Annotated in this window: 20 protein-coding genes and 1 pseudogene; 11 read left to right on the forward strand and 10 right to left on the reverse strand. The window is 75.7% G+C overall.

Annotated elements, in window-relative coordinates; all coding sequences use genetic code 11:
• Positions 1-29: 29 nt before the first annotated feature.
• Together IE98_RS0133830 and helR are read right to left on the reverse strand one after the other, a co-directional pair.
• Positions 30-965 carry a helix-turn-helix domain-containing protein gene (locus IE98_RS0133830; protein ID WP_106976790.1) on the reverse strand — a complete coding sequence of 312 codons (936 nt, stop codon included), beginning with the start codon at positions 963-965 and terminating at the stop codon, positions 30-32.
• A 75-nt stretch (positions 966-1,040) separates the two neighbouring features.
• Complete coding sequence (gene helR / locus IE98_RS0133835; RefSeq protein WP_030275613.1) at positions 1,041-3,209, reverse strand: RNA polymerase recycling motor ATPase HelR; 2,169 nt, start codon at positions 3,207-3,209, stop codon at positions 1,041-1,043.
• 379 nt (positions 3,210-3,588) lie between these two features.
• On the opposite strand from helR, the gene IE98_RS0133840 reads away from it, so the two are divergent.
• Positions 3,589-4,311: a hypothetical protein gene (locus tag IE98_RS0133840; RefSeq protein ID WP_030275614.1), complete on the forward strand. Its 723-nt coding sequence runs from the start codon at positions 3,589-3,591 to the stop codon at positions 4,309-4,311.
• A 55-nt stretch (positions 4,312-4,366) separates the two neighbouring features.
• On the opposite strand, the pseudogene IE98_RS43485 reads toward IE98_RS0133840, so the two are convergent.
• Positions 4,367-4,986, reverse strand: a pseudogene (locus IE98_RS43485) (DNA alkylation repair protein).
• Positions 4,987-5,225: 239 nt separating this feature from the next.
• On the opposite strand from IE98_RS43485, the gene IE98_RS45330 reads away from it, so the two are divergent.
• On the forward strand, positions 5,226-5,636 hold the full coding sequence (locus IE98_RS45330) for a hypothetical protein (RefSeq protein ID WP_052391343.1): 411 nt from the start codon (positions 5,226-5,228) through the stop codon (positions 5,634-5,636).
• Here the strand turns inward: IE98_RS45330 and IE98_RS0133855 are convergent.
• Both IE98_RS0133855 and IE98_RS0133860 read right to left on the reverse strand, forming a co-directional pair.
• Complete coding sequence (locus tag IE98_RS0133855; protein ID WP_030275616.1) at positions 5,615-6,094, reverse strand: hypothetical protein; 480 nt, start codon at positions 6,092-6,094, stop codon at positions 5,615-5,617. The two genes, IE98_RS45330 and IE98_RS0133855, sit on opposite strands and share 22 nt — an antisense overlap.
• Positions 6,095-6,391: 297 nt before the next feature.
• A complete protein-coding gene (locus IE98_RS0133860) occupies positions 6,392-7,870 on the reverse strand; it encodes an MDR family MFS transporter (protein ID WP_030275617.1) in 1,479 nt (492 codons plus the stop codon).
• Positions 7,871-7,962: 92 nt separating this feature from the next.
• On the opposite strand from IE98_RS0133860, the gene IE98_RS0133865 reads away from it, so the two are divergent.
• From IE98_RS0133865 to IE98_RS0133875, 3 genes are all read left to right on the forward strand, one after another.
• Complete coding sequence (locus IE98_RS0133865; protein ID WP_030275618.1) at positions 7,963-8,523, forward strand: TetR/AcrR family transcriptional regulator; 561 nt, start codon at positions 7,963-7,965, stop codon at positions 8,521-8,523.
• 204 nt (positions 8,524-8,727) lie between these two features.
• Entirely contained in the window at positions 8,728-9,372 is a 645-nt protein-coding gene (locus IE98_RS0133870; protein ID WP_030275619.1) for a GAP family protein, read from the forward strand.
• A 91-nt stretch (positions 9,373-9,463) separates the two neighbouring features.
• The gene (locus tag IE98_RS0133875) at positions 9,464-10,324 is read left to right on the forward strand and encodes a hypothetical protein (protein ID WP_030275620.1); all 861 of its coding nucleotides are present in this window, start codon (positions 9,464-9,466) and stop codon (positions 10,322-10,324) included.
• A 9-nt stretch (positions 10,325-10,333) separates the two neighbouring features.
• Here IE98_RS0133875 and IE98_RS0133880 read toward each other — a convergent pair whose 3' ends face one another.
• A complete protein-coding gene (locus IE98_RS0133880) occupies positions 10,334-11,053 on the reverse strand; it encodes a TetR/AcrR family transcriptional regulator (RefSeq protein ID WP_030275621.1) in 720 nt (239 codons plus the stop codon).
• Between the two features lie 284 nt (positions 11,054-11,337).
• Here IE98_RS0133880 and IE98_RS0133885 point away from each other — a divergent pair, with 284 nt between their 5' ends.
• The 3 genes from IE98_RS0133885 (at position 11,338) to IE98_RS0133895 (ending at position 14,088) form a co-directional block, all read left to right on the forward strand.
• Complete coding sequence (locus tag IE98_RS0133885) at positions 11,338-12,273, forward strand: NAD-dependent epimerase/dehydratase family protein (RefSeq protein ID WP_030275622.1); 936 nt, start codon at positions 11,338-11,340, stop codon at positions 12,271-12,273.
• A 57-nt stretch (positions 12,274-12,330) separates the two neighbouring features.
• Positions 12,331-12,963: an AAA family ATPase gene (locus tag IE98_RS0133890; protein WP_030275623.1), complete on the forward strand. Its 633-nt coding sequence runs from the start codon at positions 12,331-12,333 to the stop codon at positions 12,961-12,963.
• A gap of 165 nt (positions 12,964-13,128) precedes the next feature.
• The gene (locus IE98_RS0133895; protein WP_030275624.1) at positions 13,129-14,088 is read left to right on the forward strand and encodes a D-2-hydroxyacid dehydrogenase family protein; all 960 of its coding nucleotides are present in this window, start codon (positions 13,129-13,131) and stop codon (positions 14,086-14,088) included.
• Positions 14,089-14,131: 43 nt separating this feature from the next.
• Here IE98_RS0133895 and IE98_RS45335 read toward each other — a convergent pair whose 3' ends face one another.
• Together IE98_RS45335 and IE98_RS0133905 are read right to left on the reverse strand one after the other, a co-directional pair.
• Positions 14,132-14,626: an STAS domain-containing protein gene (locus tag IE98_RS45335; RefSeq protein WP_052391344.1), complete on the reverse strand. Its 495-nt coding sequence runs from the start codon at positions 14,624-14,626 to the stop codon at positions 14,132-14,134.
• Between the two features lie 122 nt (positions 14,627-14,748).
• A complete protein-coding gene (locus tag IE98_RS0133905) occupies positions 14,749-15,075 on the reverse strand; it encodes a hypothetical protein (protein ID WP_043175777.1) in 327 nt (108 codons plus the stop codon).
• Positions 15,076-15,139: 64 nt separating this feature from the next.
• On the opposite strand from IE98_RS0133905, the gene IE98_RS0133910 reads away from it, so the two are divergent.
• The gene (locus tag IE98_RS0133910) at positions 15,140-15,535 is read left to right on the forward strand and encodes a hypothetical protein (RefSeq protein WP_030275627.1); all 396 of its coding nucleotides are present in this window, start codon (positions 15,140-15,142) and stop codon (positions 15,533-15,535) included.
• Between the two features lie 16 nt (positions 15,536-15,551).
• Here IE98_RS0133910 and IE98_RS0133915 read toward each other — a convergent pair whose 3' ends face one another.
• Together IE98_RS0133915 and IE98_RS0133920 are read right to left on the reverse strand one after the other, a co-directional pair.
• Complete coding sequence (locus IE98_RS0133915; protein ID WP_030275628.1) at positions 15,552-16,655, reverse strand: Ku protein; 1,104 nt, start codon at positions 16,653-16,655, stop codon at positions 15,552-15,554.
• Between the two features lie 204 nt (positions 16,656-16,859).
• Positions 16,860-17,816: a hypothetical protein gene (locus IE98_RS0133920; RefSeq protein WP_052391345.1), complete on the reverse strand. Its 957-nt coding sequence runs from the start codon at positions 17,814-17,816 to the stop codon at positions 16,860-16,862.
• Between the two features lie 195 nt (positions 17,817-18,011).
• On the opposite strand from IE98_RS0133920, the gene IE98_RS0133925 reads away from it, so the two are divergent.
• Entirely contained in the window at positions 18,012-18,461 is a 450-nt protein-coding gene (locus IE98_RS0133925; protein ID WP_030275630.1) for a MarR family winged helix-turn-helix transcriptional regulator, read from the forward strand.
• Positions 18,458-19,921, forward strand: a complete 1,464-nt coding sequence (locus IE98_RS0133930; protein ID WP_052391346.1) for an MFS transporter — start codon at positions 18,458-18,460, stop codon at positions 19,919-19,921. Before IE98_RS0133925 ends, IE98_RS0133930 begins: the two co-directional genes overlap by 4 nt.
• The last annotated feature ends 65 nt before the right edge of the window (positions 19,922-19,986 follow it).

Genomic DNA, 19,986 nt, shown 5'->3' on the forward strand with positions numbered 1-19,986 from the left:
GGGAGCGACCCGCCCGCCGTGCACCGACGCTACGGCCGGGCCGTCCGCGGGTCGATGGACTCGACGCCGGGGCCGTGGTGCTTTCCTCCGCCCGTGCCCGCGCGGAACTCCCCGGGCGTCAGCCCGACCTCGCGGCGGAAGAAGCGGCAGAAGTACGCCGGGTCGGCGAAGCCCGCCGCCGCCGCGACCTGCCGGACGGTCAGGTCCGTGGCGCTCAGCAGCCGTTTCGCCTCCAGGGTCTGCTGCTGGCGGATCATCCGCGCGGGCGTGCGGCCCGTCTCCTCCCGGACGAGCTCGTGCAGCCGCCCGGTCGACACGCCCAGCTCGCGGGCGTACGACCTGACGGTGCGGTCCGCGCGGCCGGGCTCGGCGATCAGCCGGCCGAACCGGTCGACCAACGGATGCGGCCGCGGCGCCACCGACTCCGCGGCCGGCGGGGCCTGCGGCCGGTGGCCGGGCAGCGCCCGCACGGCCCGCACCAGCAGCACGTGGAGCAGTGCCTGCAGCACGCCCGGGTGGCCCGCCCCGGCCGCCCGGTACTCGCCGTCCAGGTCCGCGAGCAGGCCGGCCAGCCGGCCCGCCTCCGCGCGGTCGGGCCGCAGCGGCGGTGCGCCGGCCAGCTCCCGGGCCAGCGCCGCGTCCTCGGGATGGCGCAGCAGGAAGTCCTCCTCGAACAGCAGCACCCAGCCGTCCAGCCCGGCGGCCCCGGCCCAGTGGTGGACCTGGCCCGGCGCGATCGCGCAGAGCTGGGGCGGCCGCAGCGGCTGCTCCGCGAGGTCGAGGACGTGGCTGCCGCGGCCGCCGGTGACGTACGCCAGCTCGTAGAAGGAGTGCCGGTGCGGGAAGCCGGCCCGGGACAGCGGCCCGATGGTGTCGAAGGTGCCGACGGCGAACGGCAGCCGGCCCCGGTCCGGCACCGCCAGTCGGTGCAACTCGATCTCGGGTGTGGCGTGTTGACGACTCATCGGAGCAGTCTCCCGAGCCGGCCCGGGCCCGTCCAGTGGTCCAGACCATGGCTGCCGTCCGGTCCGTCGGCGCCGTCAGCCGCCGGTGAGGACCACCAGCTGCCGGGTCGCCCGGGTCATCGCGACGTAGCGGTCGACCGCCCCCTCGACCCCGTCGCCGAACCCTTCCGGGTCGACGAGCACGACCAGGTCGAACTCCAGCCCCTTCGACAGCTCCGGGGTCAGCGAGCGGACCCGGCCCGTCCCCCGGAACGCGGGGGCGCCGATCACGCAGGCGGTGCCGTCCGGCGACGCGGCGGCCCAGTCGCCGAGCACGGTGTCCAGGTCGGCGACGGACCCGTGGAAGACCGGGATCCCGCTGCTGCGCACCGAGACGGGCACGTTGGCGTCCGGCAGCACCGCCCGGACGACCGGCTCGGCCTCCGCCATCACCTCCTGCGGCGTGCGGTAGTTGATGCCCAGCGAGGCCAGCTCGATCCGGTCCAGCCCGACCCGCTCCAGCCGCTCCCGCCAGGACTCGGTGAAGCCCTGCCGCGCCTGGGCGCGGTCCCCGACGATCGTGAAGCTCCGGGACGGGCAGCGCAGCAGCAGCATCTGCCACTCCGCGTCGGTCAGCTCCTGGGCCTCGTCCACGACGATGTGCGCGAACGGCCCGGCCAGCCGGTCCGGGTCGGCGGCGGGCAGCGCGGTCTCGTCGACCAGGCTGTCCCGCAGGTCCCGTCCGAGCAGCATGGTGACCGCGCCCTCGCCGTCGTCGTCGGCCCGGAGCAGGTTGTCGATCACCCCGGCCATCCGCTCGCGCTCGGCGGCGACCGTGGCCTCCCGTCGACGCCGGAGCCGGGCCGCCTCCGGGTCGCCGAGTCGCTGCCGCGCCGCGTCCAGCAGCGGCAGGTCGGACACCGTCCACGCCCGGGCGTCCGCGCGCTGCAGCAGCCGGACCTCGTCGCGGCCCAGCCAGGGGGCGCACAGCCGCAGGTAGGCGGGCACCGACCACAGGTCGCCGACCAGGTCGGACGCCTCGATCGTCGGCCACGCCCGGTGCAGCGCCGTGACCAGGTCCCGGTCCTGCAGCAGCGACCTGCGGAACAGCTCGCGCGGCGGCGTCTCCTCGTCCCCGTGCTCGTCCTCGTGCTTGGCCAGCAGGATCGTGACCAGTTCCTCCCACACCTGGTCGCGCGCCTCGTTGTGCGGGGTGCCCGGCTCCGGCGCCCCGAAGGCCTCGGCCCAGTCCTCGGCACTCAGCCACAGGTCCGACCAGTGGGTCGACACCGCGACCCCCTCGGCCGGCGGCTCCTCGTAGATCCGCACCGCCGCCTCGATCGCCCGCACCATGTCCGCCGAGGACTTCAGCCGCGCCGCCTCCGGGTCGGGCTCGACCACGGCGCCGGCACCCTCGGCGACCAGGTCCCGCAGGGTGCAGGTCCGCACGCCGTCCTCGCCGAGGCTCGGCAGCACGTCGGCGACGTACGCCAGGTACGGCTGGTGCGGGCCGACGAACAGCACGCCGCCCCGGCGGTGGCCGAGCCGCGGGTCGGAGTGCAGCAGGTACGCCGAGCGGTGCAGGGCGACGACCGTCTTGCCGGTGCCCGGGCCGCCGTCGACCACCAGCGCGCCGCGGGAGCCCGCGCGGACGATCGCGTCCTGGTCGGCCTGGATGGTGCCGAGGACGTCCCGCATCCGGGCCGACCGGCTGCTGCCCAGGCTCGCGATGAAGGCCGACTGGTCGTCGAGCGCGGCGTGCCCCTCCAGGCCGTCCGCGGTGAACACCTCGTCCCAGTAGTCGCCGATCCGGCCGCGCGTCCAGCGGTACCGGCGGCGGCTCGCCAGGCCCATCGGGTCGGCGTGCGTCGCGGCGAAGAACGGCTCGGCCGCGGGGGTGCGCCAGTCGATCAGCAGCCTGCGGCCGCTCCCGTCGGTCAGGCCGAGCCGCCCGATGTACACCGGCTCGGAGCCGTCCGCGCCGACGATCCGGCCGAGGCACAGGTCCAGCCCGAAGCGGCGCAGTGCGCGCAGCCGGGCGGTCAGCCGGTGGATCTCCGAGTCGCGGTCCATCGCCGCGCGGCCCGGACCGCCGGGCGCCCTGCGCATCTCGTCGAGGCGGTCGGAGAGTTCGGCCACCTCCCGGTCGAGGGTTTCCGCGACGGTCGTGAAGTGCCGCTCGTCGGCGGCGATCAGCGCCGGGTCCGCCTTGGCGGCGAGCCGCCCGGGCAGGTCGAAGGCGCTGGTCGTCGAAAGGTCGCCCATCTCACGCACCCCGTTCCGTGGCCGCACCCGCACCGTCCCGCACCTCGTGAACGGACATACCTGAACACACGTCGTGAATCTCCCGAATCCTCAGTTTCCGACTCAGGTGAGCGATTCTGCGGTACCACCGGGGCCTTGCCGCAAGACCCCCAGTGCGCTATACGTTGAGAGTGGCAAGGGACGGGTTCACTCCCCTGCCTTCGTCGTCCGTCCGACCGGACGACCCTCCTCGCAGCCCTCCCCGACACCAGGCCCACCGCGCACGGCAGGTGCCCGCGCACGCCGTCGCCCAGGCCGGCGCACTGCCCCGCTGCGGACACCGTACGCACCCGTTGCCCCGTCGCTCGGGCGGGCCGTGGCCGGAGGTAGGGTCTGCGGCATGCCCGACACCGCCGACGTGTCCGCCGCCCTGCGGGGCGGAGCACCCACCCGCGACCGGGCCTTCGCCTTCCTCCGGTGGTTCGCCGAGTCCTGGACGGACCGGCCGCTGCGACCGGAGGACGGCAGCTCGGCCGACGAGCTGGACGCCGCAGAGGCCCGGCTCGGCTGCGCACTCCCCGCCGCACTGCGCGAGGGCTACGCCCTCCTCGGCCGCCGGGACGACCTGACCCGCCACCAGGACCCGCTCGTCCCACCGGCAGGGCTCTGCATCGACGAGGCCCTCGGCGGCCTGCTGGTCTTCCGCCGCGAGAACCAGGACTGCGCCGCCTGGGCGGTCCCGCTCGACCACGCCGACCCGGACGACCCGCCGGTGCTGGTGGAGTCCCACCGCGGCTGGATCCCCTTCCTCGACCGGATGTCCCTCGCCTGGGTCGAACTCGTGCTCAGCGAGTCGCTGTTCGCCCCGGGCAGCCGCTACGACGCCTGCGAACTGCCGGACGCCCTCCTCCCGCGGCTGCACGCCCGGTACACCCGCCTCGACCTGCCCGACCACCCGATGTGGGCCTGCGACGAGGACTCGCCCGTGCGCTGGTACGCCGCCCCCGGCCGCCTGCTGCGCCGCGACGGCGTGCAGGACCGGTCCTGGATCCACGCGCGTGGCCGGACGGCAGCCGACCTCGACGCCCTGCGTGCGGAGCTGCCCGGCCCCTGGGTCTGCTGACGGCCGGACGCGCGGTGACGGTCGACGCCGGTCACCGCCGTGCGGGTCGGGTCGGTCAGGATGCCGGTGTCGCCTTGCGGCGGCCGACCGTCTCGGCGATCCGGGCGGGAGGGAACGGCGAGGTGCAGCCCGGCGGGGTCGGGTAGTCCTAGAGGACCTGCAGGCGTTCGCCGATGTCGATCGCGCGGGCACGGTGCCCGGCGCTCTCGATCCCGATCCCGGCCAGGAGTGGTTCACCGCCCACTGCAGGCGGTCGGGGGCGTCGCCCATTTCCGCCTCGATCACGTCGAGCAGCGCATCGAGGTCGAGGCCCTCGGGCTTCTTCGCGACGCGCTCGGTGGTGAGCGCCCGGCCGGCGCTCGCGACCACCGGGTCCGGGTCGGCCGACCAGGCCACCCGCAGCTCCTCGGCGTGCAAGCTCTTCTTGACCACGTGGCCGACGAGCCAGTCCTGCACCTTCGGCGCGCGGGCCTCGCGCAGCATCGTGTCCAACTCGTCCCGTCCGAAAGCCTTCGGACGGCAGATCAGGGCGGCCGGCAGCCGCGCCGCCGAGTCGCCCGTCGCCCGGAGCCCGCGGGCGAGGTCCTGCTGCGTCTTCAGCCGCTTCGCCAGCGTGCGCAGCTCGCCGAGGTTCACGCCGTGGTCGTCGCCGTGCCGCGCGTTCACCTCGCGCATCCTCGGGTCCTCCGGGGCGGCCAGCTCGGCCGTCACCGCGGCCACGTCCGTGTCGGTCGGCGTCGTCCCGGTCACTTCGGTCTCCCGTCCCTCGCGTCCGCCCGATCCAGGCGGTCTCCCTCGGCAGGAGGCGGAACCGGAGCTGCTTGCCCCCGGCGTCCTCCTCGTACCCCCGGCTCTCGCCGAGGGGGGTGACGAGGTCGAGTCCCCGGCCGCCCTCGCCCGGGTAGGGTGCCGCCATGCCCGATCCGGTCGACTTCCCGCTCCTGCCGCTGCGCTCCGTGCGGTACCGCAAGCACGGCGTCGGAAGCTGCGGCCCGTTCGTCGACGTCACCCTGGACTTCGAGCCCGCCGGGGACGGTGTGGTCTTCGAGGTGGCGCCGGGCGTGCTGGCCGACTGGGAGTGGCCGGAGGACCTGCCGGTCTTCTTCGCGGCCTGCGAGCACGGCGTCCGCGAGGAACTCGCCGCGGCGGCGCCCGGTGTCCGGGCCGCCGTCCGCGTCGTGCTGGCCGGTGCCCGCGCCCACCCGGTCGACTCCAGCGCGTACGCCTTCCTGCTCGGCGGCCGGCACGCGACCCGCGAGGGCCTGGCGCGGGCCGCGGCCCGGGGCCCGGCGCCGGACGGGGATCAGTCCTCCGCGCCCAGGTAGACGGCCAGGCCCTCCTGCTGCATCCGCCGGTCGACGAAGGGTCGCGCGGCCGCGACCACCGCACCCCCGACCGCGCCCAGCAGCGCCGCGGAGGCGCCCTCGTCGCTGCCCACACTGCCGAGGCCCGCGCACGCGCCGAGCACCGCGCCCACCAGCACCGGTCCGCGTTCGTCCTGGCCGGCGTGTTCGACGATGTCCGCGAGGGCCACCGCGAGGCGGCTCGCCCCGGCCCGGTCCCTGATCCGCCGCGTGCACCCGGCGATGTCGGAGCTGCGGAAGGCCAGCCGGCCGAGCTCGCCCAGGTCCTCGGCCTCGTCCCGGGAGAGGCCGACCGTGGTGAGCCGCAGCAGGTGGTGGCGGAGCCGTCCCAGCGCGGCGTCCTCGACGACGAAGTCCCGGGCGATGCGGAACGCGCCGCCCGGCCCGGGGCAGAGATCCTGGGCACGGCTCGTGGCCACGGTGGGGTCCCTTCCTGGAGGCGCCGGCGTCCGCCGGGCGGTGTGGGCATGCGCCGGGTCATTCCTGCCCGTGGCAGCCCCCGCCCGACCCCCCGTCCGCCCGATCTGCCCCGACCGGGCGAGCGTCCGGGCGGCGCCTGCCACCGTTCGGGTGGCCGGGGGAGTGCGGCACCCCGGCCGGCGGGTGCCGGGAGATCACCTGAACGGACGTCGTGCCGTCCTCCCGAAACACGGGTTGGACGGCGGTCGCTCCGGTCCGGTGAGGAGCCGCGGCGGCCGGATCGTCCGCCCGGGACGTCACCGGGCCCGCGGCGCCGACCCGGTTGCGGTGCGGGGCGAGGGCGCCGGGCGGCCGGGCAGGAGCAGGCAGAGCGGCACGGCGAGGGCCGTGAGGGCGACCGACCACCCGAAGGCGTCGCCGAAGCCGCCGGCCAGGGCCTCCGGGGTGCGGGCGCCGCCGGTGGTGTGCTGGAGGACGACGGCGAGCAGGGCCGTGCCCACCGAGCCGCCGACCTGCTGGGCGACCCGGGTGATGATGCTGGCGTCGGGGATCTGGTGGTGCGCCAGGCCCGTGTACGCGGCGCCGCTGAGCGGGATCATGACGGCGCCCAGCCCGATCCCGCGCACCAGCAGCGCGGCCATCAGCGGCACCTGGCCGGTGCCGGCGGTGGCGAGGGCGAACGGCAGGGTGGCCGCGGTGGTGAGCACGAAGCCGGCGAGGGCCACCGGGCGCGGGCCGAGGCGGTCGGTGAGGCCGCCGGCCAGGGTGCGGGCGAGGAGTGCGCCGATGCCCTGCGGGACGAGCAGCAGTCCGGCGCCGAGCGCGTCCTCACCGCGGACGCGCTGCCAGTACAGCGGCAGCAGCAGCATCGCCCCGTACAGGGCGATGCCGGCCAGGAAGCCCAGGACGGAGGCGCCGGCCAGCGCCCGGTGGCGCAGGAGCCGCAGGTCGACGAGGGCGCCGGCGCGGGTCAGCGCCCGGGCGGTGAAGACGCCGACCAGGACGAGCCCGCCGGCCAGCGGCACCAGCACCGCCGGGCTCGCGAAGCCCGCGCTGCCCTCGACCCGGGACAGCCCGTACACGACGGCCGCGACGCCCGGCGAGAGCAGCAGCAGGCCGGCGGTGTCCAGGCGCGGGCGTGCCCGGTCGGCCGTCGGTCGGTCGTCGGGCAGGTTGCGGTGGGCGAGCCAGGCGCCGACGGCGCAGAAGGGGACGTTGACGAGGAAGAGCCACCGCCAGTCGGCGAGGCTCAGGACGAGGCCGCCCAGGACGGGTCCGAGGACGGGTCCGAGTGCGGTGGGCAGGGTGACGGCGGCCATCACCCGGCCGATGTTGCGGCCGCGGGCCGCCTGGACGACCAGCGTGACCATGAGCGGCATCATGATGCCGCCGCCGATCCCCTGCACGACGCGGAAGGCGATCAGTGCGGTCGCGTTCCAGGCCAGGGCGCTCAGCACCGACCCCAGCAGGAACACGCCGAGGGCGGCGATCCACAGCCGCTTGCCGCCGAGCCGGGACTGCGCCCAGCCGGCGACCGGGACGGTGGCGAACACGGCGAGCAGGTAGCCGGTGCTGACCCACTGGACGGTGGAGATCGGTGCGCCGAGCTCCCGGGCCAGGTCGTCGAGGGCGACGGTGACGACGGTGGTGTCGAAGACGACGGCGAGGGCGCCGACGACCACGCTGAACGCGGTGCGCCAGACGGCGGGATCGATGCGGTCGGGGTCGGGTGCCGCTGTTGCGGCACCGGCCCCGGTGATCTCGGGGATGCTCACGGGCAACCGCCTTAAGATATAGAATCCTATCTTGCGGCGCCCAGCGTAGGGCGGCGCAATAAGATAGGCAAGTCTTTCTAATGGAGGTGCGGATGCCCGAGCGGCGCCGCGGGGCGGCACTGGAGAAGGCACTCCTCGACGCGGCCTGGGACGAACTCACGGCCAACGGCTACGCCAGGTTCACCATGGACGCCGTCGGCCGGCGGGCCGGCACCAGCCCCCCGGTGCTCTACCGCCGCTGGGCCGACCGCGACGAACTCGTCCGCGCGGCGATCGCCCACGTCCTGGAGCGGTCCAGGATCGAGGCGCCCGACACCGGGAGCCTGCGTGAGGACGTGCTCACCCTGATGCGGACGATCAACGCCACCCGCGTCCAGCTCGTCACCGTCATGAGCGTGCACCTCGCCGGCTACTACCAGGAGACCGGCACCGGCCCCGGCGACCTCCTCGCCGGCGGCCACGAACCCACCGGCGACGTGCTCTTCGAACGCGCCGCCGCCCGCGGCGAGATCGACCCCGACCGCCTCACCGACCGCATCAAGGCCCTGCCCTTCGACCTGCTGCGCCTGGAGATCCTCACCACCTACGCCCCCGTGCCGGACCACGTACTTGAGGAGATCGTCGACACGGTCTTCCTCCCGCTGCTGCGCTGACGTCCGCCGAGCCGGGGCACGGAGCCCTGCGGGGTCCGCCCGGTGGGCGGCATTCCGGGCGGTGTCGGCGTGGCCCGCTTGACCGGTGCGGCGGCGGGCCGGAGAGTCGGGGTGCGGCGCCGCGCGGGTGCCGCCCGCCCGTGCCGACCGGCCCGCCCGTCCGGAGACGACAGGCGGCCCCGACCTGCGGGAGCGGCAGAGGCGATGGTGCTCGACCTGCTCGTGATCGGCACGGCCATCACCCTCGGGCCCCTGCACAACAGCGCCTTCATCCTGCTGCTCTCCTCGCAGCGCGGTGCCCGCAAGGGTCTGGCCTTCGTGCTGTCCTGGCTCGCCAACCTGGTCGCGGTGGTGGTCTGCGTGCTGCTGCTGACCGGCGGGACGCCGCCCGCGCGCCACAGCACACCGTCGACCGTGGCCGACGCCGCCGAGCTGGCGATCGGCGTCGGTCTGGTGGGCTACGGCGTGTACCGCCGCAGGCGGTCGCCCCGGCCGCACGGCCCGCCGCGGTGGGAGGGCCGGGTCGACAACGCCTCGCTCGGCACCGCGGCCGGCCTCGCCTGGCTGCTGCAACCCTGGGCCCTGGTCGGGGCCGGTGCGGCCGTCGTCGTCGACGCCGACCTCTCGTCGCTCACCGACTGGATCGCCCTGATCGTCTACTGCCTGCTGGCCACGCTCAGCCTGGCCGTGATGGAGGTCTACGCCCTCCGCTCACCGGCCGCCGCGGACGCCCGGCTGAGCGGTCTGCGGACCTGGCTGGCGCAGCACCAGGAGCGGTTGATCGTCACGCTGTCGCTGGTGGCGGGCGTGTACCTGACCGCCAGGGGCATCTACCAGCTGGTCGCCTGACGTTCCGTCAACCGGTTCGGTCATTCCGCTCCGACGGGAGGGTGCCCCCGCTATCGTCTGCCGGAATGCAACGGCGGCACCGGGGGTGGCGATGTCAGGGCACTACGGCGGTCCCGGGGGCGGACGGGCGGGCGGGGGCGGCTGCGGATGCGCCTTCTTCCTGCTGTTCCCCGGCTGGTTCGTCGCCGGGTACCTGCTCGCGCTGCCGGCGGTGCTGCCCTGGGTGATGGCCGCCTCCACCACGTCGCAGCCGCCGCTGCAGGCCCCCCAGCTGGCCGTGCTGTGGGCCATCGCCGTGGCCACCGCCCTGCTGCTGGGCTGGATGGCCGGCGGTCGGGGCAGGCCGGCGCCGGTCGCGCTGCTCGTCCGCACGGCCCTGATCGGTGCCGCGGCCGGCGCCGGCGCGCTCTCCGCCCCGGTGGCCGTCCGCGCCGCCCTGGCGGGCCGGTCGCTCGGCGACCCCGCGACGCAGGCGGCCGGCGAGCACGTGCTCGCGGCCACGCTCGGCACCGTGGCCTCCGCCGTCGCCACCGCGGTCTGCTACTACGTCGTGCGCTGGTGGGTGCGGCGCAGCGCGGCGCCGGCCGCACCGGCACGGCCGGTGCGGGTCCCCGTCCGTCCGCGCACCACCGTCCGCCGGCCTGCCCCCGGCGAGGTCTGGCTGGCCGAGATCCCGCTGCGCGAGGACGACAGCCAGGTGCTGCGGCACTACTGCGTCGTCGTGGAGAGCCACGCCTCGCACGCCACCGTCCTGCAGATCACCAGCCAGTCGAAGGACCACCGCGACGACTTCGTGAAGATGCCCAACGACGGCTGGGACCTGGTCTCCGGCAAGGACCACTGGCTGGAGCTGCGGCGCCGTGACGTGCCGTACCGGCAGTTCCTCAAGAGCACCCCGCAGGGGCTCTGCCCGTCGGACACCTGGCAGGAGATCGTCCGGGCAGGCGCCTGAGGACCGGCCTCAGGCGGACGGCGGGACGATGCCCAGCAGGGTGCCGATCCGCCGGACCTCGTGGTCGAAGTACGCCCGCGGGTCGGCGACGATCGCCGCACGGTGGCCGAACACCTCGAAGGAGACCGCGCCGCACAGGTACGTCCAGGCCGACACGCCCGCGACGACGAGGTCGGCCGGGGTCCCGCCGGGCAGCCGGTCGAGCAGCGGCCGCAGGGACCGCCGCGCCTCCTCGGGCGCCGCGGGTGACGGGCCCGGGCGGTAGCCGCCGGCCGCCGCGGCCTCGGCGAACAGGGCGCCGATCAGGAACGGCAGCCGGGTGCCGGGGGCGGTGGTGTCCTCCGGTGCGGTGTAGCCGGGCACGGGGGAGCCGTAGATCAGCGCGTACTCGTGCGGGTGCGCCACGGCCCAGTCGCGGACGGCGTGGCACAGGGCGATCCAGCGCCCCGCCGGGTCCCGGTCCGCCGCCGCGGTGACGGCCGCGCCGGCGGCGTCGCCCAGCGCGTCGTAGCTGTCGGTGATGAGCGCGGTCAGCAGTGCGTCGCGCCCGGGGAAGTACCGGTAGAGCGCGGAGGCGGAGACCAGGCCGATGTCCCGGGCGACCCCGCGCAGCGAGAGGCCGTCCGGGCCGTGCTCGGCGAGCTGGCGGCGGGCCGCCTCCTTGATGTCCCGGGTGAACTCGATGCGGGCGCGTTCGCGGGCGGTGAGCGGCTTCGGGGAGGCGGGCATGGCCACCATCCTGGCAGCCGCCGAGAACGGTGGCAACGGTCGAGCGCGGCGTGCTCGGACGAGAACGCCGTTCATGATCGAGAACACTGTTCTTGACAGCGGCGCCTGCGTCCGCCAGGCTCGTGGTCGAGCGAGAACGGTGTTCTCGCACCGCACCGCACCGCACCGCACCGCACCGCACCGCACCGCACCGCACCGCACCGCACCGCGCTGAACTGCACGCCACTGCACCAGCACCGCACCGCCACCGTCCGTCCGCCCGACCCGTCCTGGGGGAGTCCACCGTGAGCAAGCACCTGATCGTCGGCGCCGGCCCCGTCGGCACCGCCGCCGCCCGACTGCTCGCCGAGCGCGGCGAGGAGGTCACCGTGGTGACCCGCTCCGGCCGCACGGCCGAACCGCTGACCGGCGTGCGCCACCTGCGCCTCGACGCCGCCGACGCCGATGCCCTGGGCGCGGCCGCCGCCGGCGCCGCCGTGCTCTACAACTGCGCCAACCCCGCCTACCACCGGTGGGCGACCGACTGGCCGCCGCTCGCCGCCTCGCTGCTCCGGGCCGCCGAGAGCTCCGGCGCCGTCCTCGCCACGGTCGGCAACCTGTACGGCTACGGCGCCGTCGACGGGCCGATGACCGAGGACACCCCGCTGGCACCCAACAGCGTCAAGGGCGGGGTCCGGGCCCGGATGTGGCAGGACGCCGAGGCCCTGCACCGGGCCGGGCGGATCCGCGCGACCGAGGTCCGCGGCTCCGACTACGTCGGCCCCGGCGCCGAGAGCGTCCTCGGCGAGCGCGTCGTGCCCCGGGTGCTCGCCGGCCGCGGGGTCCAGGTCCTCGGCGACCCCGACACCGCGCACAGCTGGACGTACACCCGCGACGCCGCCCGGCTGCTGGTGGCAGTCGGCAGCGACGAACGCGCCTGGGGCCGCCCCTGGCACGTCCCGAGCAACCCGCCGCGCAGCCAGCGCGAGGCCGTCGCCGACCTGGCCCGCGCCGCCGGACTGCCCCCGGTGCCGGTCAGCCGGATCCCCGGCCCGGTGCTCGCCCTGCTCGGCCTGGTGAACCCCACCGTCCGGGCCCTCCGCGAGACCTCCTACCAGATGGAGCGGCCCTTCGTGATGGACTCCACCGCGGCCGAGCGGACCTTCGGCCTCGCCCCCACCCCATGGCCGGAGGTGCTGACCGCGGTCGTCGAGGCCCACCGCGGTTCGCGGCCGGCATGAGCAGCAGGCCCGGCCCGCACGACCCGCGGGCCCGGCCGGTCGGCGTAGGGTCGGGCCGTGCTCCTGTGGATCAACGGCCCCTTCGGCGGCGGCAAGACGCAGACCGCGTACGAGCTGCGGCGCCGGCTGCCCGGCAGCGTGGTCTGCGACCCCGAACACCTCGGCTTCGGCCTGCACCGGATGCTGCCGCCCGCGCTGCGCGGCGACTTCCAGGACCTGCCCGCCTGGCGCGACGGCGTGTTCGAGGTCCTCGACCTGGTGCTCGCCCGGCACGCCGGGCCCGTCCTCGTGCCGATGACCGTCGTCGACCCGCGGTACTTCCGGGAGACCGTCGGCCGGCTGCGCGAACGAGGCCACGACGTACGGCACTTCGCCCTGCTCGCGGAGCGGGGCACGGTGCTCCGCAGGCTGCGCGGCCGCGGCCTCGGCCACGCCCTGCGGGCCGCCGCGGGCAAGGACGCGCCGCTGCGCCGCGAGAGCTTCGCGGTGTCCAGGCTCGACCTGTGTCTGGAGCGCCTGCAGGGCGAGGAGTTCGCCGAACACCTGTGGACGGACCGGCTGACCGTCGCCCGGGTCGCCGAGCGGATCGCCGACTCCGCCGGGCTCGCCCTCGCCCCCGACACCGACGGCCCGCTGCGCGGCGCCCTCCGGCGGACCTGGACGAGCGTCCGGCACATCCGCTTCGACTGACGGCGGCCCACCTGGCGGTGATTCACCTGGTGGCTCACCTGAGGGTGGTTCGACCGAAGCCCGGTCCGGCCGCTGCCGGGGCGGGATAGTCTGCCCGTGATCACCAGTGACCGCCGACGACCGGCCGGGCCCGCCGCGGCCGCCCGGCCCCGGGAGGACCGCAGGATGCAGCTGCGCTGTGCCGTGCTCGACGACTTCCAGGGCGTCGCGACGACGGTGGCGGACTGGTCCCGGCTGGACGGCCGGGTCGAGGTCGTCGGCTTCCGCGAGCACGTCGCCGACGAGGACGCGCTCGCCGCCGCACTCGCCGACTTCGACATCGTGGTGACGCTGCGCGAGCGGGTGCCCTTCCCGGGCACGCTGCTGCGCCGGCTGCCGAGGCTGCGGTTGCTCGTCGCCTCCGGCATGCGGAACGCCGTCATCGACCGGGCGGCCGCCGCCGAGCTCGGCGTCACCGTCTGCGGCACCCAGAGCCTCTCCACCCCGCCCGTCGAACTCACCTGGGCGCTGATCCTCGGCCTCGCCCGCGGGCTGGTGACCGAGTCGACCGCCCTGCGGCAGGGCGGCCCGTGGCAGAGCACCGTCGGCGCGGACCTGCACGGCCGCAGGCTCGGCCTGCTCGGCCTCGGCAAGATCGGCAGCCGGGTGGCGCAGGTCGGCCTGGCCTTCGGCATGGACGTCGTCGCCTGGAGCAGCAACCTCACGGCGGAGCGGGCCGACGAGGTCGGCGTCGCCCTCGCGCCGTCCAAGGAGGACCTGCTCGCCAGCAGCGACGTGGTCTCCGTGCACCTCGCCCTCGGTGAGCGCACCCGCGGGCTGCTGGGCGCGCCGGAACTCGCCCTGATGAAGCCCACGGCCTACCTGGTCAACACCTCCCGGGCCGCGATCGTCGACCAGGAGGCCCTGCTCGCCGCCCTGCACGACGGCCGGATCGCGGGCGCCGGCGCCGACGTCTTCGACACCGAGCCGCTGCCGGCCGACCACCCGATGCGCACCGCGCCCCGGCTGCTCGCCACCCCGCACCTCGGCTACGTCACGCGCGGCAACTACGAGACGTACTACGGCCAGGCGGTCGAGGACATCGAGGCATACCTGGCCGGTGCGCCGGTCCGTCTGCTCGGCTGACGGTCGGCGCCGCCGCCCGTCGGGCCCCGGGCCCGACTGCCGCTCAGGGGCGCGGGCGCTGCTCCGGGAGCTTCGCGTACAGGGCCGGGCCCTCGGCCTCCCCGGTCTCGGCGGTGGCCTCCCCGGTCTTGGCGGCGGCGGCCTCGACGAGGTCCTCCAGGGCCGCCGTCATCGCTTCCTCGACCGAGTCGTAGACGGCGAGGACGGCCGGGCGGCCGGTCTCGTCCAGGACGCGGCTGACCGCGGGGCTGGCCGCCGACAGCCGGAGCCGGACCCCGACGGCCCGGGCGTCCTCGTCGAACTGCAGCAGGTAGTCCAGGGCGGAGGCGTCGCACACCAGGACGCGCGCCAGGTCGAGCACCAGCAGTCGCCGCCCGGTCCGGAGGGCGAGGTCGAGGCCCTGTCCGGCCTGGAGCAGGCTGGCCGCGGTCAGTGTGCCGGTCACCCGGCACAGCGCGCCGTCGTCGCCGACCGCGTCGCACACCGTCTCCAGTGCGGCCGGATCCCTCAGTGGTGCACCGTGCAGGTCGTCGGTCATCGTTCCGCACCTCCCTGCGGCTGCCGGACGGAGACGGGCGCCGTCGCTCCCGACTTCTCCTGCCCGCTCCTGCCCGGTTCGGACAGTAAGCACGGCAACCTACGCGATCGACCCGGTGCCCGTCACATCCCGGCAGCCCGGCGCCGCATCGGCGGCCGGTCCAGCACCTCGACGTAGACGATCCGGTCGTCGACGACGTCGAGGACGAGCAGTCCCGCGTCGGCGAGCAGCGGAACGGTGCGGTGGCCCGGGCCGTACGCCCGGCCCGGAGGGTGCTCCGAGGTGCGGATGCTCTGGCAGGAGGCCTCGGCGCAGTCGCACTCGGCCACCAGCCGCAGCTCCCGGACGCCGGTGGCCAGCCCGAGTTCGCCCTCCTCCAGCAGGAGGGCGGTCAGTTCGCCGGCGAGGTCGGGGAGGACCTCGCGGACCAGCGGGCGGGTCCGATCCATGGCGGGAGAGTAGTGCCCACGGCCGCCCGTTGCCAGATGGGAACATGTGTTCGATGATGGAGGGGTGACCGCCGATGTGCCGTTCTCGCGTGCGGTGCGGCCGCCCACCGTGCCGGGCGACGTGGTGTTCGCCCCGAAGGACCTGATGAACGGGCCGGGGCCGTGCCGCGACGTGGCACCGCGCTGGCGCTGGGTGCAGATCCGGCTCGGCGGCGGCTGGCGGGCCGCCGAACTCACCACCTGGCGCCGGCACCACGGCAGTACCGCGTGGGTCGCCCTCGTCCGGTGGGGGAGCGGCGGGGCCGACCGGGGCTGGGTGCTCTACGACCCGGCCGTGCTGCAGCCGGCGCCGGAACCCGCCGCACCCTGGCCCGGCCGCGCCCGGGTGCGGCCCGGCCCGCAGGGCCTGCGGCCGGACGGTGCCGTGCAGCGGCCCGGTTCGACGTCCGGGCGGCCCTGACCGGCGGTCGGAACGCTCAGGAGACCGCGCGCAGTCCGCGGCCGGCCTTCTCCACGGCCGTCTGCAACTCGTCGCGGTTCATCGTCGAGCGGTGCGGGACGGCGAGCGCCGCGGCCCGTTCGTACAGCTCGGACTTGGTCATCTTCGACAGGTCCTCGGCCGCCTTCGACGCACCGACGCGCTTCTTCTTCGCGGGCTCCGCACCGCCGCCGCGGCCGGCCGCCGACGAGGTGCTCTTCTTGCCGCCCGCGGCCTTCGGCGTCCGCCCGGCCTTCGCCGGCGGGGCGGAGCCGGCCGCCCCGGTGTCCCCGTCCGAGCCGCGCTTCGCGGACCCGCCGCGGGCGTCGTCCAGGCTGCGCCGCAGGACGTCCATCAGGTCGACCACGTTGGTGGCCTCGGCCGGCGGGCCCTCCGAGATCACCGTCTCGCGGCCGGCCTGCTTGTCGTCGATCAGCTGCCGGACCTGCTCCTCGAAGGTGTCCTGGTACTCGTCCGGGTCCCAGTCGACGGCCAGCGTGTCGATCAGCTGCTCCGCCGTCCGCAGCTCGGCGCCGCTGAACTCCTCCCGGCCGCCCGGCAGGTCGTCGATCTCCCGGTGCGGGTCCCGCACCTCGTCGGCGAAGTGCATGGTGTGGAGCTCCAGCAGGCCGTTCTCCGCGCGGACGGCGGTCAGGTACTCCTTGCCGCGCATCGAGAACATCGCCAGGCCGGCCCGGTTCGACCGCTCCAGGACCTTGGTCAGCAGGGCGTAGACCTTGCCGTACTCCTTGCCCTTCGGGCCCAGGTAGTACGTCTTGTCGAAGTAGATCGGCTCGATCTCGGCGAGGTCGACGAAGCCGGAGACGTCGATCGTCCGCGACCGGCCGGGCGAGATCTGCTCCAGCTCCTCCGGCTCCACCACGACGTACTCGCCGTCGCCGATCTCGTAGCCCTTCACGATGTCGCCGAACGCGACCTCCTCGCCGGTGCGCTCGTTGACCCGGCGGTTGCGCACCCGGTCCGAGGTGCCGCGCTCCAGCTGGTGGAAGCGGACGGTGTGGTTCTCCGTCGCGGTGTACAGCGCCACCGGCACGGTCACGAGGCCGAACGTCAGCACACCGGTCCACACGGGCCTGGCCATCGCCGCTCCTCTCAGCGGGCGCCGCGCACCCCACCCGGGCGGGTCCGCCAGCCGCGTACCGCAGCGGTCCTGGGCCGGTCGCCCGCCCGACGGTGCACGTGTTCACACCGGCTTCCAGGGTACGGACCGGGCGCCCCGGCGGCTCGGCGGCACCACCGCCGACCAGCGGTTTCGGCACCAGGGCGGGATCGGGGGGTCGGGGGCTCAGCTGTCGGGCAGCCCGGCGAGTCGGGCGCGGGCCCGTTCCGTTCGGGCGTGGGCCGCGGCGGTGTGTTCGGCGGCCTCGGTGGCCTGTTGCCGGGCCTCGCTCAGGGCGTGGCGGGCCTCCTCCTGTTCGGTCTCCGCGGCGCGCAGGGTCGCGCGGGCCTGCTCGGTGCGGTCGGTGGCCTTCCGTTCGGCGGCGGCGAGCCGGTCGGCCGCCCGCGCGAGGCGGGTCCGCTCGCGCCCGGCGGCCCGTTCCTCCTGCTCGGCCTCCACGAGGGCGCGTTCCGCCTCCGTGCGCTGCCGCCGGGCCTCCTGCTCCGCAGCACGGGCCGCCTCGGCCGCCTTGTTCTCGGCCGTCTTCCCGGCGCTGCCTGCCGTGCGCCTGGTCGTCCTGGGCTTCGCGTCGGTGCGGGCGGCTGTCGGCCGGTGCGGCGCGGTGGGTTCCGGCGGGGGCGGGCCCCATCCGGTGGGCAGGTCGCCGGTCGGCAGGGCGCCGTCCTCCCGGAGCGGGCCGGTCATCCGTCCGGCGGCGAAGGCCTCGGCGGCGGTCCCGCTCGCCAGCGCGGCGCGCAGCGACTGCTCGACCTCACGCAGCGGAGCCTCACCGAGCGGTTCGCCGGCCGCGGCGGCGGCGTCCCGGACCTGCGCGGTGAGCGTCGCGACCAGGCGTCGGCGCTCGGCCGACAGCTCGCGCAGGGCGGGGCCGGCGAGTTCGGCCTGGGCGCGGCGCAGCGAGGCGCCGAGGTCCAGCAGCGCCCGCGCGTCCGCGGGCCGGGTGTGCACCAGCAGGTTCACCGCCCAGGCGCTCCGGGTGGGCCGCCGCAGCGCGCCGATCCGGCCGGCGAGCGCCCGGTCGCCGGCCCGCCTGGCCTCGGCGGCGGCCTCCGTCCGGGCGGCCGTGAAGCCGGTCGGCGGCAGCGAGTACAGCCGGTCGGCGACGGCGTCGAAGCCCTCCACGGCACCCTCCCTGCGGCCCGGCGGACGCCCGCCGCCCGTCGCACCTCGATTCGCTCACCGCCGGGCCGCCTCCGCACCCCGGGAACGGCCCGCCGCACTCCGGAACGGGCCAACACGGCCGGGCCCGGTGATTCGACAGTCCAAGCTGTACAGCAGAGCTGGACAGTTCGGCCTGAAGGTCCTAGCGTGGGCACCATGGAAGAGCCCACCGCCGTCGTCACCCCCTCCGCCGTCCGTGCGGCGCGGGAGCTCCGCGTGGTCTTCAGTCGGCTGCGCCGCCGCCTCAAGGAGACGTACGACACGGACGGGCTCACCCCCACCCAGACCTCCGTGCTCAGCCGGTTGAGCAAGGACGGCCCGGCCTCCGCCAGCGACCTCGCCGCCGCCGAGCGGGTCCGCCCGCAGTCGATGGCCGCCACGCTCGCCGTCCTCGACGAGCGGGGCCTGGTGCTGCGCCGCCCCGACCCCGGGGACGGCCGCCGCCAGCTGGTCTCGCTCAGCGAGCCGGGCCTGGCCTTCCTGGAGGACTGCCGGCGCGCCGGCGAGGAGTGGCTCGCCCGCTCCCTGCAGGCGCACTTCACCGAGCAGGAGCGGCAGACCGTCGTCGAGGCGCTGGCCCTGCTGGACAGGCTGTCCGACGCATGAACCTCCGCACCGTCCGATCGGCCCTCCGCACCCGCCGCACGGGTGCACCGAAGGACGCCTTCGACCGCCGGCTGCTCGCGCCGATGATGCTCGGCGCGATCCTCAACCCGGTGAACTCGGCGATCCTCGCCGTCTCCCTGGTGCCGATCGGCGCCGCCTTCGGCGCCCCGCCCGCCGCCACCGCCTGGCTGGTCTCCGCGCTCTACCTCGCCACCGCCATCGGCCAGCCCGTGGTCGGCCGGCTGATCGACCTGCAGGGGCCGCGCCGGCTGTTCCTGGCCGGCACCGCGCTGACCGGCGTGGCCGGCGTGGTCGGGACGCTGGCCCCGAACCTCGGCGTGCTGATCGCCGCCCGGGTCCTGCTCGGTCTCGGCACCTGCGCCGGCTACCCGGCCGCCATGTACCTCGTCCGCAGCGAGGCCGACCGCACCGGCCGGGACAGCCCCGCCGCCGTGCTCACCGCGCTGGCCGTCACCACCCAGACCGTCGCCGTCATCGGCCCCTCGCTCGGCGGCCTGCTGATCGGCCTCGGCGGCTGGCGCACCACCCTCGCCGTCAACATCCCGCTCTCCCTCGCCGGACTGTACCTCGGCGCCCGCCGACTGCCCCGCACCGCGCCGCCGCAGCGCACCCGCGGCAGCCTCGCCACCACCCTGGACCTCGCGGGGATGGCGCTCTTCGCCGCCGCGCTCGTCCCGCTGCTGCTCTTCCTGATGCACCCTTCGGCCGCGGACTGGTACCTGCCGGCCACCGCCGTCCTCGCGGCCGGCTGCTTCGCCCTCCGGGAGCGCCGCGCCGCCAGTCCCTTCATCGACCTGCGCGTGCTCGGCGGCAACCTGCCGCTGATCGCCACCTACACCCGTGCCCTGCTCGCCTACACCGTGGCCTACGCCTTCCTCTACGGCTGCACCCAGTGGATGCAGGAGGGCCGCGGCCTGACCGCGCCGCAGGCCGGCCTCGTCCAACTGCCGCTCTTCGGCACGGCGATCGTCGTCTCCGCGGTCACCGGCCGCCGCCGGCAGATCCGCGGCAAACTGCTCGCCGGCGCGCTGGGCCAGATCGTCGCCTGCACCCTGGTGCTGCTGCTCGGCCCGCACTCGCCGATCTGGCTGCTGCTGGTGGTCGCGTTCGCCTTCGGCATCCCGCAGGGCCTCAACGGACTCGCCCTGCAGAGCGCCGTCTACCACCAGGCGCACCCCGAGCGGATCGGCTCCTCGGCCGGACTGCTGCGCACCTTCAGTTACCTCGGCGCGATCGTCGCCGCCGCGGCCACCGGCGCCTTCCTCGGGCACGGCGCCGACACCGCGGGCCTGCACGAGCTGGCCCGGTTCATGCTGGCCGCCGCCGTCCTCCACCTGCTGGTCACCGTCGCCGACCGCTCACTGCGCCGGGTCGGCGCCCCGCAGCAGGACACCCCCGCACCACCCGCGGCGGCCGCCGCACCGAGCCGCGGACGGTAGCCGCGCGCGACCACCGGCCCGGGCCACCCGCCCACGCCGCCCCCACCATCCGTACCGAAGGAGAC

It is taken from the genome of Streptomyces sp. NRRL B-24484, assembly GCF_000717715.1.
Classification (GTDB): Bacteria; Actinomycetota; Actinomycetes; order Streptomycetales; family Streptomycetaceae; genus Kitasatospora.

Coding starts and splice junctions, on each gene's coding strand:
- IE98_RS45335 (WP_052391344.1), bottom strand. CDS start 14,626: ATGACCGACGACCTGCACGGTGCACCACTGAGGGATCCGGCCGCACTG.
- helR (WP_030275613.1), bottom strand. CDS start 3,209: ATGGGCGACCTTTCGACGACCAGCGCCTTCGACCTGCCCGGGCGGCTC.
- IE98_RS0133875 (WP_030275620.1), top strand. CDS start 9,464: ATGTCAGGGCACTACGGCGGTCCCGGGGGCGGACGGGCGGGCGGGGGC.
- IE98_RS0133895 (WP_030275624.1), top strand. CDS start 13,129: ATGCAGCTGCGCTGTGCCGTGCTCGACGACTTCCAGGGCGTCGCGACG.
- IE98_RS0133865 (WP_030275618.1), top strand. CDS start 7,963: ATGCCCGAGCGGCGCCGCGGGGCGGCACTGGAGAAGGCACTCCTCGAC.
- IE98_RS0133930 (WP_052391346.1), top strand. CDS start 18,458: ATGAACCTCCGCACCGTCCGATCGGCCCTCCGCACCCGCCGCACGGGT.
- IE98_RS0133905 (WP_043175777.1), bottom strand. CDS start 15,075: ATGGATCGGACCCGCCCGCTGGTCCGCGAGGTCCTCCCCGACCTCGCC.
- IE98_RS0133870 (WP_030275619.1), top strand. CDS start 8,728: ATGGTGCTCGACCTGCTCGTGATCGGCACGGCCATCACCCTCGGGCCC.
- IE98_RS0133840 (WP_030275614.1), top strand. CDS start 3,589: ATGCCCGACACCGCCGACGTGTCCGCCGCCCTGCGGGGCGGAGCACCC.
- IE98_RS0133925 (WP_030275630.1), top strand. CDS start 18,012: ATGGAAGAGCCCACCGCCGTCGTCACCCCCTCCGCCGTCCGTGCGGCG.
- IE98_RS0133880 (WP_030275621.1), bottom strand. CDS start 11,053: ATGCCCGCCTCCCCGAAGCCGCTCACCGCCCGCGAACGCGCCCGCATC.
- IE98_RS0133915 (WP_030275628.1), bottom strand. CDS start 16,655: ATGGCCAGGCCCGTGTGGACCGGTGTGCTGACGTTCGGCCTCGTGACC.
- IE98_RS45330 (WP_052391343.1), top strand. CDS start 5,226: ATGCCCGATCCGGTCGACTTCCCGCTCCTGCCGCTGCGCTCCGTGCGG.
- IE98_RS0133830 (WP_106976790.1), bottom strand. CDS start 965: ATGAGTCGTCAACACGCCACACCCGAGATCGAGTTGCACCGACTGGCG.